At 62.8% G+C, this 16,575-nt stretch carries 5 protein-coding genes; all 5 read left to right on the forward strand.

From position 1 onward, the window contains the following. Nucleotides 1-106 precede the first annotated feature (106 nt). From ACYQ1A_RS02125 to ACYQ1A_RS02145, 5 genes are read left to right on the forward strand one after another with little or no spacing between them, the layout of a single operon-like run. Nucleotides 107-10,789, forward strand: coding sequence for a cadherin-like domain-containing protein (locus ACYQ1A_RS02125; RefSeq protein ID WP_499359818.1), 10,683 nt, complete (start codon nt 107-109; stop codon nt 10,787-10,789). Between the two features lie 7 nt (nt 10,790-10,796). Beyond that, entirely contained in the window at nt 10,797-12,362 is a 1,566-nt protein-coding gene (locus ACYQ1A_RS02130) for a TolC family protein (RefSeq protein ID WP_499359820.1), read from the forward strand. 28 nt (nt 12,363-12,390) lie between these two features. Further along, nucleotides 12,391-13,086, forward strand: coding sequence for an efflux RND transporter periplasmic adaptor subunit (locus tag ACYQ1A_RS02135; protein ID WP_499359822.1), 696 nt, complete (start codon nt 12,391-12,393; stop codon nt 13,084-13,086). Then, nucleotides 13,083-14,453, forward strand: a complete 1,371-nt coding sequence (locus ACYQ1A_RS02140; RefSeq protein WP_499359823.1) for an efflux RND transporter periplasmic adaptor subunit — start codon at nt 13,083-13,085, stop codon at nt 14,451-14,453. The genes ACYQ1A_RS02135 and ACYQ1A_RS02140 overlap by 4 nt, the downstream gene beginning before the upstream one ends. Further along, nucleotides 14,453-16,543: a peptidase M50 gene (locus tag ACYQ1A_RS02145; protein ID WP_499359825.1), complete on the forward strand. Its 2,091-nt coding sequence runs from the start codon at nt 14,453-14,455 to the stop codon at nt 16,541-16,543. Before ACYQ1A_RS02140 ends, ACYQ1A_RS02145 begins: the two co-directional genes overlap by 1 nt. Nucleotides 16,544-16,575: the final 32 nt, after the last annotated feature.

A 16,575-nucleotide genomic window follows, 5' to 3' on the forward strand; every position in this document is an offset into this window, starting at 1 on the left:
TCTGCGGCATCCCTCTGCCGCACACGCGACCAGATTCCCTTAAAGCAGCTTTGAGCTGCATATCCAGGACGGGACCAGGCATCCCGTCCGGCGGGAGGTAATTGCGATGTTCAGCAACTCGGGTTCACGCACGCCGCATGCTCTGCGGCCGCGCGCTCAGGCACTGGCATTAGAGCCGCGCATTTTGTTTGATGGCGCGGTGGCTGCCGCGGTCGAACAGCATCACGCGGATGCCCACCACGCCACCGCCGATACCGGGCACGCGGTAAAGGCGCTGCCTGCACTCAACACGCTGCGAAACGCCGACACTGCGGCCGGCCCAGCACGTGCGTCCACCGACAGCCGCTCCAGCCCCGGGCCCGCTCGCCATGCGGATGCCGAACCTGCAACTTCCACCGCTGTATCGGCACGCGCTAGCGCCGCCGCACCGATCAACCTGGTGGTCATTGACAGCCGTGTGGCTGACTACGCCGAATTGCTCACACAATTGCCTGCCAGCAGCAAGGTGCTGGTCATCAATAGCGGCGACAACGCCATCGCCCGCATCAGCGCTGCATTGGCGGGATTGGGCAAGGTTGATTCAATCCAGATTTTTTCGCATGGCGCGGCCGGGCAATTTACGCTCGGCGATCAGGCTTTCACTGCGGATACCCTCAGCCAGTCGGCCAGCAGCCTGGCCGCGTGGCGCGCCGACCTTAACCCCGGCGCTGACATCCAGTTATATGGCTGTGATGTCGGTGCGGGTACGGCGGGCAGGGCATTAGTGGACAAGCTGGCTGCCATCACCGGCGCCGATGTGGCGGCATCCAGCAACGCCACCGGCAACGCCAGCGTCGGGGCAGACTGGCAACTGGAAACCACGCACGGCGACATCGACAAAGCCATTGCCTTGAGCGCCAACGCGCTTGGCGCTTATCACGACGTGCTGGCCAACGCCAACCCTACGGTGACGGTGTCCGCGGGCGGCGACGTATTGCTGGGCACGCAAGCCACCTTTGAGGTCACCCTGACCAACGCCTCTAGCCAGGTGGGCTACGGTCCCTTTATTGATTTGCTGATGCCCGCCACCGGTAAGGATGGCAATGATGGCCTCAGCTTTGTTTCGGCTAGTTATCTGGGCCAGTCCGTCACCGCTTACGTGTTGACATTTGATTCCAATGGCCAGGCCGTGCATCCGCTCGCCAGGGATAGCGCCGGCAATGCCCTGGTGATCAACGCCGCCAGCTACGGCTTGCGCGCGGGTGACCAGTTGGTGGTGTTGCAGTTGCCATTTGGCAGCGTGTCGCAGGCGCAACCCGCCATCACCGTGCAAGTGACGGCCGCGCTCAGCAATCTGGCCGATACATCGCTCACCAATGGCGCCCCCGACCTGACGGTGCAGGCGCGCGGTGGGTTTCAGTTTGGCAACGATGCCCTCGACAATCCCACGGCAGATCCCAGTCTGGTTGAGGCCGCGCTGCAAAGTGTGGTGTTCCATCCCACGCTGGTCACCGTGACTCAAACGCTGGATATGACGGAAGGCGAAACCACCACCGGCCCCAACTACGTGCATAACCTCACCGTCACCGGTACGCCAGCCAGCGGCCAGACCTTGTCGGATGTGGTCATCACGCATGATGTGCCGGGCGCGGTGCAGGTCACCGCCATTACCCCGGGTGGCGGCGGCACGCTAACGGCGTTGACACTGGCGGATGGCCGCACGCTCACCGATCCCACCTTGATGCAGGCCGCCATTGCCAGTGACACGGTGTTTATCACGCGATATACGGTCAGCTACACCAATGTCAGCGCGCCCATCAGCACCGTAGTCAGCTTCTACGTGCCGCAAAGCGACGCCAATGGCCAGCCCATCCTGAACCCCACCACCGGCGCGCCCGTCACGATCGCTTTTGCCGCACCCACGGCCACAGGCGATTGGGTGCCTTTAGACCCGCGGGATTCCGACCCGGTCGGCAGCCAGATTGACTTTACCGGCACCGGGTCCACCGAAGGCGGCAGCTTTGTAGCCACATCGATCACGCTCAGCAAGACGGTGACCATCAGCACCGATGCCGGCAGCAGCGGCTTATCGCCGGGCGACACGCTGGGCTATACGCTCAATGTGGCGATTTCGGATTATTTTGCCTTTGGCGAAACGCTACTGCGTAACGGCCATTTTGAAATTGTCGATCAGCTATCCGATGGCCAGACGCTCACTGGCACGCCCACGTTTACCTTCAGCAGCGGCGGCGTCAGCCATACGGTGGCGTTGGTGGTGACTAGTACGGTAAACGCCGACGGCAGCACCACCCTGCATTTTGATCTAGCCGCCTCAGCACTCAATGGCATCAGCGAAGGCGCGTTGATTGGCGACCTGGCGTTCGACAACAACCAGGAAGGCGCCACCACCGCCACGATCAGCTACAACGCGCTGGTAGATCAGCGCTACACCAGCACTTATCGCCAGAGTGAAATCAATGAAGGCGACACGCTCGGCAATAACGCCACCGTGACGGGCACATTGCTGGTGGACAGCGTCAACCTTAGCGGCGCGTCCGCCAGCGATGGCAGCAGCACGACATCAACTGTTCCGACGCACACGGTGGATATCAACATTGCCAGCGTCAACGGCGGCGCGCCCCCCAGCAGCGGCGAGCTCAACCCCGGCGATGTGGTGACATTCACCCTGAGCTACGACCTGGTGACCGGTGACTATGAGCAGCTGAAATTAACCGCGTACCTGCCGCTGCCGTTGCTGGATCTGGCGGGTATTACGTGGTCGCAGGGCAGTGGTGTCGGGCAGTGGCATCTGGGCGCGGGCAATACCAACGCCGATGCCATCGACAGCGTGACCACCGCCGCAGGCAACGCGGTGGTTTTCAATTTCGGCGATTACGCCACGGCGGTTAACGGCAGCCGGATCGAGCTGGTGTTTACCTTGCGCGTGGGCGATACGCCGTATGCCGATCAACGTTCGCTGAACGTGCTGGCGCAATCAGACCAGCTCACCACGCAAACCCAGCAGCATCTGGTGTCATCCGACGTGGCTGAGATTGTGTCGGTGGCCGAGCCAGACCTGAGCATCAGCCATGGCGTAGTGTCCGCCAGCGCGGGCAGCGTAACTGGCGCCACGGGCAGTTGGAACGCACCCGGCAGCAGCGGCGTGCCCTTCAGCGGCAGCATCACCGACCCCGGCGCGGTCAACGGTGACGTCACCGGCATCGACGCCGGTGATACGGTGCGCCTGGCCACAGCGCTGGAAAACACCGGCGGTGGCGGCGCGTTTAATGTGCAGACGCTGGTCACCTTGCCGACAGGGCTCAGCTTTGTCGGCGGCTCGCTGGCGGCGGCCAATTTACAAATCTATCGCGGCGATGGCACGCAGTTGCTGCTCGGCACCGATTACAGCGTCAGCGGCAGCAGCATTACGTTTCTGGATGCCGGTGGCGTGGCCACGCTGGCGCCGGGTCGCAGCGGCACCAGTGCCGATACCAGCGGCCACAATGTGGTGGTCATCACCTATGACGTCAGCGCCAACAGCGGTATCGCCGCGGCCAGTACGCTGCAAACCAGCGCCACCTTGTCGCACTACGCCAGCGTCGCCGGCGGCACCGACTTCACGCCCACCGATGTGGTGGATACGGCCAACGCGCAGATGGCCAGCCCCAACGTCAGCACCGTGTTCAAGGACGGCACGCTCACCGACGATGACAGCACCGCAGCGCAAACCACAGGCGCCAATCTGGTGATCGGCGAGGGCATGACCTACGACCTGGTGGTTACGCTGCCCGAAGGCAGTACCCAAAATCTGCGGCTGGATGACCTGATCCCGGCAGGCATGCGTCTGGACACCAGTTTCAATGGCGGACTCGGCTATCAGCTCATCACCACCGCAGCCGGCAGTGGCGCACTGGCGGCAGACTTTGGCGGCACGGTCACCATGGCGGGCGTCAGCGGGATCGGTGGCGCGCTGGGCAATGATGGCATCGGTGCGCGCTGGACCTTCAGCAACGCCAGCGCCACGGCGGACAACAACAGCGGCAACAACAGCTTTGTAATGCGCGTGGTACTGGTCGCCGACAATGCCAGTGGCAACCAGGCGGGCATTACGCGCAGCAATAGCGCGCAGTTGGTCTTTAGCGACCCTGACGGCGACAGCGCCAACGGCAGCGTCGCGCTGGATCGCACCGTAATGCAACAGACGACCGCGCCCGTCATCAACATCGTCGAGCCCACCCTGACCGTAACGCAAACGCTGGCGACTGACCCCGGCGTGGGCGTGGATGCGGGCGACACCGTGGAATACGACATCACCATCAGCAACGGTAACGGCAGCACCGATTTCAATGCCTACGACATCCAGTTTGCCGATACGCTGCCGGTCGAACTGAGCAACCTGAGTCTGCTGGGCGTGAGCTACAACGGCAGCGCCAGCAACAACGGCGGCAGTGATTTTGAACTGGTTGGCGGCGTATTGCGCAGCGCCAGCGGGGCCAATATCGATATCGGCAAAGGCGGTTCGATTACCTTGCGCGTTTCGGGCCAGGTGCAGGCGGCGGCAGCCAATGAAGAACGCTTCAGCAATACCGCCAGCGTGCAATGGACCAGCCTGGACGGCAGCGTCAGCGGCGAACGTAGCGGCGCAGACGGTGTGCTCAATGGTGGCAGTCTTAACGATTACCGCAGCGACAACACTTTGGTGGTGCCGATCGCGCAAGGCGTGCAGATTTCGCATATTGGTGGCCTGCCCGATACCGCGGCACCCAACCCGACTAGCACCGACGAAACCACGGCGATCGGCGAAATCGTGCGTTATCGCGTGGTAGGTATCGTGGCGGAAGGCAGCAGCAATGACTTCAGTTTTCAGGTGACGTTGCAAAACGGCTTGCAGTTTATTAACGACGGCAGCACGCGCATCGCCTTTGTGTCCAGCAACGGCATTAGCACCAATCTGAGCGATCTGATTACCAGCGGCACCTTGCAAGTGACCGGGGATCAGCACAGCGCCGAAGTGCAGGCCATCACGCCCGATCTATCCGGCGCTGCTGCCACCGGCGTATTCAATACTGGCGCACATCTGGATATCAGCACCGATGCCAGCGGCAACCAGGTGCTGACCTTCCACCTGGGCAATCTGGTCAATAGCGACAATGATGCGGATCACGAAGGCGTGGCGCTGGAGTTCAATGCACAGGTGCTCAATGTGGCCAGCAATAGCGATGGAAAAACGCTGAGCGTCAGCGCGATCGATCGTGCGGGTAGCACCGATTTGTCCACGGCCGCCAGCGTGGTCGAACACGTGGTCGAGCCCACGCTTACCGGCCTCAACAAACAAATCACCGCGTTTGACCCCAACCCCAGCGGCAGCAGCGGCAGCGCCACGGTCGCAATCAGCTTTAGCGCCAGTGGCGATGCGCCCGCGTTTAATACCGAGCTAAGCGATGGCTACCCGGCCGGCAGCAATCTGACGCCACTCAGCGTGGCCATCAATGGCACGGTGTATGCGCTCAATGCCGTGCCTGGGGCGATTGGTTTTAGCTACACCGTCACCGGCAACAGCATCGACGCCACGTTTGCGCGGCTCGATCCCGGCACCACGGTGCAACTGGTTTACCAGGTCACCTTGCCCAACAGCAGCAGCATCGCCAGCACCGACGCCCGCCTGACCTGGACCAGCTTGCCTGACAGCTTTAGCCAGTGGGGCGGTTCCAGCGTGGGCAGTGCGGGCGGCAGCACGGGCGAACGGACCGGTACGGGCAGCTCACCCAATATCTACACGCGCACCGAGGGTGCGGGCCTGGGCGTCATCGGCGGCACCTTGTGGGACGACACCGCTTCGGCCAGCGCCGACGCCACGCCCGATGGCGCCGGGCTGGCCGGGCTGACGGTCACGCTGACCTGGGCGGGCGTCGATGGCGACTTTGCCACCACCGCCGACAATCTGACGTACACCACCACGACCGACGCCAATGGCCACTATCTGTTTGGGGTGCTGGCGGCGGGCAATTATCAGATCAGCACGCCGGCCACGGCGACCTTTGCCCAACCGGTGGGGGATGTCGCCGTGCGCATCGATAGCGATAGCGCCAGCGCTTTGGGCCAGATCAATCTAACGCTGGGCGAGGCGGCCACCGGCAGCGCCAATGCCGGATATGTTGAGCAAAACGACGCCCCGGTCAATCATTTACCCGCCAGCCTCAGCGGCGCCGAAGACCTCAGTTTTAACCTGGCCGGCCTGAGCATCAGCGACGTCGACGCCGCCAACGGCGCCATGCAAGTGACGCTCACGGTCGCCCATGGTGTGCTAAGCCTGAGCAGCACCCCGGCTGGCGTTAGCGCAAGTGGGCAAAACAGCGCCACGCTGGTGCTCAGTGGCAATGTCGCCAATATCAACGCGGCCCTCGCCGGGCTGCTTTACCAGGGCAACAGCAACTACAACGGCAGCGACACGCTGACCATGACCACCAGCGACAACGGCAATTTTGGGGATCATGACGGCAATGGCATACCGGGCCAGGCCAGTGACGCGTTGAGCGTGCAAAACACGCTGGCCATTGGGGTGACGGCGGTCAACGATGCGCCGGTCGGTGCGGCTGATGTGGCTTCCGCCAGTGAGGCGGGCGGCACCAGCAATCTAACGCCCGGCATCGATCCGCGCGGCAATCTGCTCAGCAACGATACCGACGTGGATATCGCCACCAATGGCGACAGCCTGCGCGTGGTCACCATCACCAACAGCAGCGGCGTAACGCATGGCTTGCCCAATATCGGCAGCTCGGTGCTCAACGGCCTGTATGGCGCGCTGACGCTCAATAGCAGCGGCGGTTATCAATACACGGTGGATAACAGCAATGCCGCCGTACAGGCACTGCGTCTGAGCGGGCAGACGCTGACTGAAACCTTTACTTATGTCTTGTCGGATGTCGCCAATGCACACGCAACGTCCACGCTGACCATCACGATCCACGGCGCAAACGATACCCCCACGCTTAGCGCCGACAGCGGTAACGCCACCGAGGCAGGCGGGGTACTGAATAGCACCGCGGGTAGCGCCGCTACGGGCAACGTGCTGACCAACGACAGCGACGTGGATAGCGCCGGCAATGGCGAGGCCTTGCACGTCACCGGCATCCGCAACCAGCCGGTCAGTGACACCGGCCCGTTGACCAACGTGGCAAGTGGCAGCACCAGTGCCAACGGCACGCAAATCGTCGGTGCATTTGGCACGCTGACCCTGGGCGCGGACGGCAGTTATCGCTACGTGGTCGATAACAACAACGCGACGGTGCAGGCGCTGAGTGCCAGCAGTCCCGCCTTGCAAGACACATTCAGTTATCAAGTCACCGATGCGGGCGGACTCAGCGCGTTGGCCAACCTGGTCATCAATGTGCATGGCGCCAACGACAATCCGCTGGCGAGTGATGACGCGGCCAGCACCACGGCCGGCTCGGTGGCGCTGGGCACGGCCGAAATCAACCCGAGCGGCAATGTGCTGACCGACGCCAGCCGCCCTGGCAGCACCACGCAAGCGGGCGGCAATGGCATTGACACCGATGTGGACGCGCTCGACCAGGCTGCCGGTGCCTTGACGGTAACCGGGGCGCGTACCGGCAGCGAAAGCGCGGGCGGCGCGTTTGGCAACGTGACGGCTGGCAGCAGCGCGGCCAGTAATGCATTGGTGCTGGTGGGGCAATACGGCACGTTGCGGCTCGGCGCCGATGGCAGTTACAGCTATGACGTCGACAGCACCAATGCGGCGGTACGGGCGCTGAACGCCAGCGGTACGCTCAGCGACCGCTTTACTTATCGCATCAGCGATAGCACCGGCCTGACCGACACCGCGCAACTGGTGGTGACCGTGCATGGTGTTAACGACCAACCGCTGCCGGTGGCCGATACCGCCCAGGCGCAAGAAGCGGGCGTTAGTGCGGGCATCAACCCCAGCGGCAATGTGTTAAGCAATGACGCTGACCCCGATGGCGACAGCCTGAGCGTCAGCGCCATCCGCACCAGCGGCGGCGTGGCAGGCAGCGTGGGCGCGGCGCTACTCGGGCAATTTGGCAGCCTGACCTTGAACGCCGACGGCAGCTACAGCTATGTGGTGGATAACGCCAATGCACAAGTGAACGCGCTGCGTACCAGCGCCGACACACTCAGTGAGCAATTTGTCTATACCGTCGCGGACGGCCACGGCGGCAGCAACACAGCCACGCTGACCCTGGTTATTGCCGGGCAGAACGATGCGCCCGTGGCCCAGCCCGACCACGGCGACGCCACCGAAGCGGGCGGCAGCGCCAATGCCACGCCGGGCATCGATGCCACTGGCAATGTGCTGAGCAATGACAGCGATGTCGACAGCGGCGACAGCAAGACTGTCAATGCCGCGCGCAGCGGCACGCTGGCGGCGGGCGGCGCACTGACCAGCGTGAGTACGGCCACCGTGCTCAGCGGCCAGTACGGCACGCTGACGCTGCAATCCGACGGCAGTTATGTCTATGCCGTGGATAACAACAACGCCAGCGTCAACGCGCTGGCGCCGGGCCAAAGCCTGAACGATGTATTTACCTATCGCGTGGTCGATGCGGGCGGGGCCACTGCCAGCGCCGAAATCCAGATCAGTGTGCACGGCGCCTGGGATGCACCGGTGGCGCATCTCGATCTCAACTATGCCTTGTCCGACAACGGCAATGGTGTGCGCGTCGACGCGCAGGGTCTGGTCTTGCGCAACGACACCGATGTCGACAATGGCGACCATCTCACCGTCACGGCCGTGGGCACGGGCATACCCACCAGTAATCCGACGCTGAATGTCGTAGCGGCGGGCTCGTCCAGCAGCAGCAACGCCACGGTACTGATCGGCACCTATGGCACGCTCACGCTGGGCGCAGATGGCTCTTACAGCTATGTCATCGATGTCAATAATCCAACCGTGGTGGGCCTGACCGGCAGGCAATTCCGGCTGGATGAATTCAGCTACCAGGTCACGGACGCGGGCGGGCTGCACGATGTCGGCCGGCTCAGCATTATTGTGCGCGGCCGCAATGATGCTCCGCTGCCGACCCATGACAGCGCAGTCGCAGTGGAGGCGGGCGGAGACCAGAACACCAGTGCGGGCGTTAACCCAAACGGCAACGTACTGAGCAACGACACGGATCCCGATGGCGATACCTTCAGCGTGGTCTCATTACATGCGGGCAGCGGTCTAACCGGACCCTCGGTGGGCGCGGGCACGCCGCTGCAGGGCAACTACGGCGTGCTCACGCTCAACACCGATGGCAGCTGGAGCTACGCCGTCAACAACGATTTGCCCGCCGTACAGGCTTTGCGCAGCGCCGGACAAACGCTCAGCGATCAGTTCACCTATGTAGTGGCCGACCAATGGGGTGCCAGCGCCAGCACCACGCTGACAGTGGTCATCGAAGGCGCCAATGACACTCCGGTGGCGCACGACGATACGGCCAGTGCGCAGGAGGCGGGCGGCGTGCATAACGCCACGGCAGGTCTGGATCCGTCCGGCAATGTACTGAACAACGACAGCGACGTGGACAGCGTTGCCAATGGCGAAAGCGCCAGCGTGGCCAGTTTTGCCAACAGCCAGGGCGACACCGCGGTTGCGGGCAACGCCCTGGCGGGTTTGTATGGCACGTTGACGCTCAGCGCTGACGGCAGCTGGCATTACGCCGTCGACAACAACAACGCCACGGTCGAAGCGCTGCGGGCCAGTAGTGCGCCGTTAACCGAAGTATTCAGCTATCAAATGCAGGACGCCGCAGGCGCCACGGCCAGCGCGCATTTGACGATCCAGATCAGTGGCGTGAATGACGCCCCAGTCGCGCACGACGACAGCAATCTGGCCACCGACCAGACCCCCGCGCCGCAAGCCAGCGGCAATGTGCTGCCCAATGACACCGACGTCGATGCAGGCGACAGCCTGAACGTGATCGGCGTTCACAGTGGCGGCAAAGACAGCACGGGTGCGCCGGGGCAGATCGGTCAGCCGTTGGCGGGGCAGTACGGCACTTTAACGCTGCACGCAGATGGCAGTTACAGCTACCAGATCGATCTGAGCAACCCGGCCGTGCTGCAGGCAGCAGGCAGGGGGCAAGTATTGGCCGATCGGTTTACCTACACCACTGCCGACCAGCAAGGCGCAAGCGACCAAGCGGTGCTGACCATCCATCTTGATATTTCTGCGCCGTATATTCCTCCAGCGGGCGGCGCCGGGCCGCATGCCGATAGCCGCTATGACCCGACCTCTGCAAGGCCCGATATCCGCCAGGTCGAGCCGGTGGTGTACGTGACGCCCGAGGTGCAGGCCAATGAAATCGAACTGATGGTCAACGCATGGGAAGCCGACGGCAGCGACCTTGATCTGGTGCGACCGTTGCAATTGCAAAGCACATCGCTGGGCGCAGGTCTGGGGCAAATTGATGGCGTGTTTGTGGCCAATGCCGTTCGTGCCAGCCGTCTGATCAGCGAAATGGAAACGGCCTGGGTGGAGGGCCGGCATAGTCGCATCGACTTGAGCGCAGACCAGTTGCTGAGTGACCCGTCTGCGTTTGCCCCCAGTGCCGCGGCGATGCTGCATAACCAGCCCGCGCATCATCCCGCCGTGGACGTACCCGACGCTGCGGAACGGCCTGCGGCGCAGCACCCAACCCGTCACGATCATCCGCCGGCCCATCCAGCGCACAAGCCCCACCAGGCCGCGCTGATTGCACCCGCATTCAGCACGCAATTACTTAACGCCGCACCTGCCTTACCTTCGCTCGGAAACGCCTGGACGCCGCGCCAGCAACAAGAGGCCTGATCTGCCCATGCCCGCACTCTCTATTGTTTTGCCCCCCTTACCACGGCGCACGCTCAGCGTGCTTTCCAGCCTGTTGCTGGTGGCTTGTTCCGCCATGCAGCCCAAGCCCGCCACCGAAGCTGAAATGCGTGACCGGCTGATAGGCGATCAGGTGCAGATGTACGCGCAGCAAGAACCGGTGACCGGCCCGTTGACCTTCTATGACGCGGCGGCGCGTGCGCTGAAATACAACCTGGATTACCGCCTCAAGCTGATGGAAAGCGCGTTGGCCGCCAATCTGCGCGACGTGCAAGCCTATGAAATGCTGCCCCGGCTGGTGGCGTCGGCGGGCTACAACAGCCGCAGCAATGATTCGGGCGGTACCTCCATCGGCATTGAAGACCGCCAGGTCAGCCTGCGGCCTTCGACGTCGGAAGAGCGCTATCACAAGCTGGATAGTCTGGGGCTGAGCTGGAGCCTGCTCGACTTTGGTGTGGCCTATTACCGCACGCAACAAAAGTCTGATCAGGTGCTGATGGCCGAAGAACGTCGGCGCAAAGTGGCGCAAAACGTGCTGCAGGATGTGCGCAATGCTTATTGGCGCGCGCTGGGGGCACAGCGGCTTAAGCCCGAGGTCGACCAATTGCTGACACGCACCCGCAGCGCCCTGGCTGCGGCGCGCCAGGCTGAGCAAAAAGGCCTGTTGCCGCGCCAGGAAATCCTGGCCTATCAACGCGCCTTGCTTGATTCCATCTACCTGCTGACCGTACGCCGGCAAGACCTGGAGATGGCGCAATCCGAGCTGGCGGCGTTGATGTCTTTGCCCCCTGGCTCACCGATGATCCTGGCCGATCAGCAAGAGGCCAGCTTGCCTGATATGAACGTCAGCGAGCACGGGCTGGAAATGCTGGCCATGGAGCATCGGCCGGAAATTATGGAGGAGTGGTATCGCAAGCGCGTTAACCAGAACGACCTGAATATCGCCAAAGCGCAGCTGTGGCCCAACGTGGGCCTGGACTGGAGCGCGCAATACGATTCCAACGAGTATCTGTACAACAATCACTGGTCGCAAATCGGCCTGCAAGTATCGGTTAACCTGCTGAAATTGCTGCAATACCCGGCGCTGAATGCCGAGCAAAGCGCGCAGGGTGCGACGGACGATATGCGGCGGATTGCGCTGTCGATGGCGATTCTGACCCAGGTGCGCGTGGGCAACCTGCGCTATCGGCTGGCACGGCAAGAAATGGAATTTGCTGACGAAAGCCTGCGCGTGGACACAAGCCTGCTGGACTATGCCCGCGCTGCCAAAACCACGACATTTGGCTCGGAACTGGAAGTCATCCGCGCCGAGGGTCGCTATCTGTTATCGCGTTATCAGCGCGAGGCCGCGTATTCCGATGCGCAAGCGGCGTGGGGCCGTTTGTATAACTCGATTGGCTTTGATGTGCTACCGGACACCATAGAAAAAGATGACCTCAAAACCCTTGCTCAGGCTATTCAGAACACCGTTACCGCCACGCCCCAATTGCGCTCGGATCTGGCCGACAAAGCCACGCCGGTGCCGCTGGATGCTTCGGCGCCTGCGACGCCTTGATGCATACTTGCTGGCGATCTGTGCAAGCGTGAGCCTCGCTGCACCGACGGCCAATGACGACGCCAACGCCATCCGTGTGCTGCTGGCGCCACGGCTGGAAACCACCTTGTCGGTGCAGATGACCGGCACCTTGACCGACCTGCGCGTCACGCTGGGCAAGCGCGTGGGCAAAGGCGCGGTGTTGGCGCAGCTGGATTGCGCTGAAGTACAGGCCCGCGCCAATGTGGCCAAAGCCGAGCTGGCCATGGCCAAGCAGAATCTAAGCGCCAAAAAGAGCCTGCAACAACTGAATGCGGCAGGCGACATCGAAGTGGCCACCATGCAGACCGAAGTAGACAAAGCCACTGGTGCCCTGGCGCTAAGTTCGGCCCAGTTGGGTTATTGCCGGGTGGTGGCGCCCTTTGCCGGTCGGGTGGCCAAGGTCTACGCCAAGCCTTATCAAACCCTGAGCGCGGGTACACCGGTGGCGGATCTGGTCAGTGATGGGCCGCTCAAAGTGCGCCTGAATGTGCCTTCGACCTTGCTGGCCAAACTCAAGCCCGGGGTCAAACTCGACATCAATATCCATGAGACCGGGCAGACTTATCCGGCCCACGTCAGCGCCGTCAATGCGCGTGTGGATGCAGTGGCGCAAACCGTAGAACTGGAGGCGCAACTGGACGGCGAACATCCTGAACTGATCGCGGGCATGAGCGGTACTGCGCGCATTGCGGGCGGTGCATGAGCGACGCGGGCGCGGCTTCTTCTCTCGCGCAAGCCCAGTTGCCGCACCCGCAATTGCTGCTGCATCTGGCTGGCTTGCGTGACCGGGCACTGGCGACCCCCAGCCTGGCCGCGCTGGCGTTCAGCATTGCCAACGATACCTATGAGCTACTGCAATTTCGCCAGGCTGTGGTCTTTGCCGAATACGGCAACCGGCTGGAACTGCTGTGTATATCCGGTCTGGCCAGACCCACTGAAGACTCGCCCTATTTGATCTGGCAGCAGCGCACCTGCCGTTGGCTGGTGGCGAACCACGGCGCCGATGCGCCGGTCTGGCTGGCCCGCGCAGCGCTGGATCTACCCGATGACATCGCCGAAGGCTGGGCCGAATGGTGGCCTGCTGGCGTATGGTGCGTACCGCTGCAACAAACGGGGTCGCCGCGACTGGGCTGGGCGTTTTTTTTGCTGGACGGTCCGCCGCCCGAGCTGGTTCAAAGCCTGCTGGAAGGCGTGCGGCAGACCTGGGCGTATTGCTGGGCCGCGCTCACGCGCCAACGCATCGCCTGGCATTGGCGGCCCCGGCGCACCCACGTGTTACTGGGGCTGGTGCTGCTGGCGGCGCTGCTCGCAATCCCGGTGCCGCAAACAGTGCTGGCTCCGGCGGAGATTGTCTCCAGCGATGCGCGCGTGATCAGCAGTCCCATCGATGGCGTCATCGAACGCATTGCGGTGCGGCCCAATCAAGCCGTTGCAGCGGGGGCGTTGTTGTTTACGCTGGACGAGACCTCGCTGCGTAGCCGGGTGGAAGTATTGAGCAAACAAGTGGCGGTGGCCGATGCCGAATTAATGGCTGCCAGCCAACGCGCCTTTGACAATCCGCAGAGCAAAAGCGACCTGACCGTCCTGGCCGGCACCGCGCAGCAACGCCGCGCAGAACTGGCCGCCGTACAGGCGCAACTGCAACGCACCCAGGTGACCGCGCCTGAGGCCGGCGTTGCTGTATTCAGTGACCCGAACGACTGGCTGGGCAAGCCGGTGATGACCGGCGAGCGCATCCTGCAACTGGCTGACCCGCACAAGCCCGCCATGCTGATCCAGCTGGCGGTGGCGGATGCGATCGCGCTCGACCCGGGCGCCAGGGTGACGTTGTATCTGACGGCGTATCCGTTGACGCCGGTGCATGGCGAAATTCTGGAAACCAGTTATCAGGCACGCACCGGCGATGATGGCGTGGTGGCGTATCGCTTGCTGGCCACAGTGGAAGGCCAGCCCGCGCAATTGCGGCTGGGCTTGCATGGCACCGCCAAACTGTATGGCCAGAAGGTGAGCCTGGCGTATTACCTGTTGCGACGTCCCTTGGCCGCAGCGCGCGCGTGGTTGGGCTGGTGATGGATGCAGCCGCGCCATTACCCCCTTTGCGCGACGATCTGCGCCTGGAGGCCACCGGCAGCGACGCCGACGGCGCGCCCGGCTGGGTAATCCAGGACGCGGTGCGCAACCGTTTTTTTCGCATCGGCTGGCTGGAATTTGAATTTCTGCGGCGCTGGCATATGCCACCCGCGCAAATCTGCAGCGACATCGCGACGCACACCGCATTACGGCCCGAAGACGCGCAGCTGGCCGAATTCCGGCACTTTCTGGATCAGCATCAATTGCTCCGCCCCGACGCACAGGCGAGCGCCCGTTTACAACGGCAAGGGCAGGGCGAACGTTGGTTTTCGTGGTCGTGGTTTTTGCATCACTATCTATTTTTCCGGATTCCACTGCTGCGACCGCAACAATGGTTGGGCCCGATCGCGCATGCCTTGCGCGGGCTGTTTACGCCCTGGGCCGCTGCTGCTGTGGTCGGGCTCACCGTGCTGGGCATCGTGTTGACCTTGCATCAATGGGATACCTTTCGGGCCGCGGTAGTGGAGTCTTTTTCGCTCAACGGGCTACTGAGTTTTGGCCTGGCCCTGGCGCTGGCCAAGGCTTTGCACGAGCTAGCGCATGCGCTGGTTGCCACCCGGCTGGGACTGCGGGTGGCGCATATGGGCGTGGCCTTTGTGGTGATGTTTCCGATGCTGTACACCGACACCGGCGAGAGCTGGAAACTCAGTCGCTCGCGCCAGCGCCTGGCGATTGCTGCGGCCGGCATCGTGTGTGAACTGGCCTTGGCCGGATTGGCTACGCTCGGTTGGGCGCTCAGTGAGCCGGGCGCATGGCGCAATGCATTGCTGTATCTGGCGACCACCAGTTGGATACTGTCGCTAGGGCTGAATGCCAGCCCGTTTATGCGTTTTGATGGCTATTTCATCTTGTCCGATCTGCTGGATTTTCCCAATCTGCACGAACGTGCTTCGGCCCAGGCGCGGGTGGCGTTGCGGCGCGGCTTGTGGGGACTGGATGAAGCGTGGCCCGAGCACTTTGCCCCCGCGCGCCGTCGTGCGCTGATTGCGTTTGAATGGCTGACCTGGATGTATCGGCTGCTGCTGTTTGCGGGCATTGCCGCCACCGTATATTTCTTCTTTTTTAAAGTGCTGGGTCTGTTGCTGTTTTGCGTTGAGGTGGGCTGGTTTATCGTCATGCCGATTCAGCGCGAGCTGGCCTGGTGGTGGGCCCAACGCGCGCGCATTTCCACGCTGCGCCGTATCGGTTTCTGGCTGTTACTGGCGGCGCTGCTGCTGGTGTTGGCGCTGCCTTGGCGCAGCCAGACTGCCGCCGTGGGCGTGGCGCGTTCCGAACATCAGCTGCGGGTATTCACACCGTTTGCGGCACGGATCGAACAGATACGCACCGTAGGCAATGTCGCCGCTGGCAGCACGTTGCTCACGCTGCAAGAGCCCGACATCAGCGCACGCATTAGCAGCAGCGAAGCTGGCTTGCGCGGCTACCAGGCTCGGTTGGCGGGCTTGCTGGCGGATACCAGCGGGCTGGAGCAGCAGGCTGCAACGCGCCAGCGTATCAACGTACAAGCTCAGGAAACCCAAGCCGCCCGGCTGGAAGTAGCGCGACTGACCCTGACCGCGCCGTTTGCGGGCCGCTGGCTGGATGTCGACCCCACGCTGCGCCCTGGCCAATGGGTGAATGCCAAAACGCAACTGGGTATCCTGGTGGACCCGCAGCACTGGCAAGTGGACGCCTACGTCAAACAGGATGATCTGCAACAAATCAAGCTGGGTGCGGCGGTACGGTTCTATCCGCACGGTCAGACCAGCGTGCTGGCCGGGTCGGTGTTGTCGGTGAGCAGCACGCGGGTTAAACAACTGGAACAGCCACTGCTGGCGTCACGCTACAAAGGTCCGATCCCGGTCGCCGCCGAGCGCGATACGCTGGTACCCAATCCGGCGGTATTTCATGTGCTGGTACAGCTGGACCAGCCGCCGCCCGGCTTGTGGGAAACCCGGGGTGAACTGCAGATAGAGGGCGAGCGCCGCAGCGTACTGGGCGAGGCAGGCCGACACTTGCTGGCGGCCTTGTTGCGAGAGAGCGGGTTTTAGCGTTATCGCACGATGCTTGATGTCCACCTTCC

It is taken from the genome of Silvimonas sp. JCM 19000 (assembly GCF_054652575.1).

Excerpts from the sequence above, each read along its gene's own strand:
- ACYQ1A_RS02125 (WP_499359818.1), top strand. The coding sequence starts at position 107 with ATGTTCAGCAACTCGGGTTCACGCACGCCGCATGCTCTGCGGCCGCGC.
- ACYQ1A_RS02130 (WP_499359820.1), top strand. The coding sequence starts at position 10,797 with ATGCCCGCACTCTCTATTGTTTTGCCCCCCTTACCACGGCGCACGCTC.
- ACYQ1A_RS02140 (WP_499359823.1), top strand. The coding sequence starts at position 13,083 with ATGAGCGACGCGGGCGCGGCTTCTTCTCTCGCGCAAGCCCAGTTGCCG.
- ACYQ1A_RS02145 (WP_499359825.1), top strand. The coding sequence starts at position 14,453 with ATGGATGCAGCCGCGCCATTACCCCCTTTGCGCGACGATCTGCGCCTG.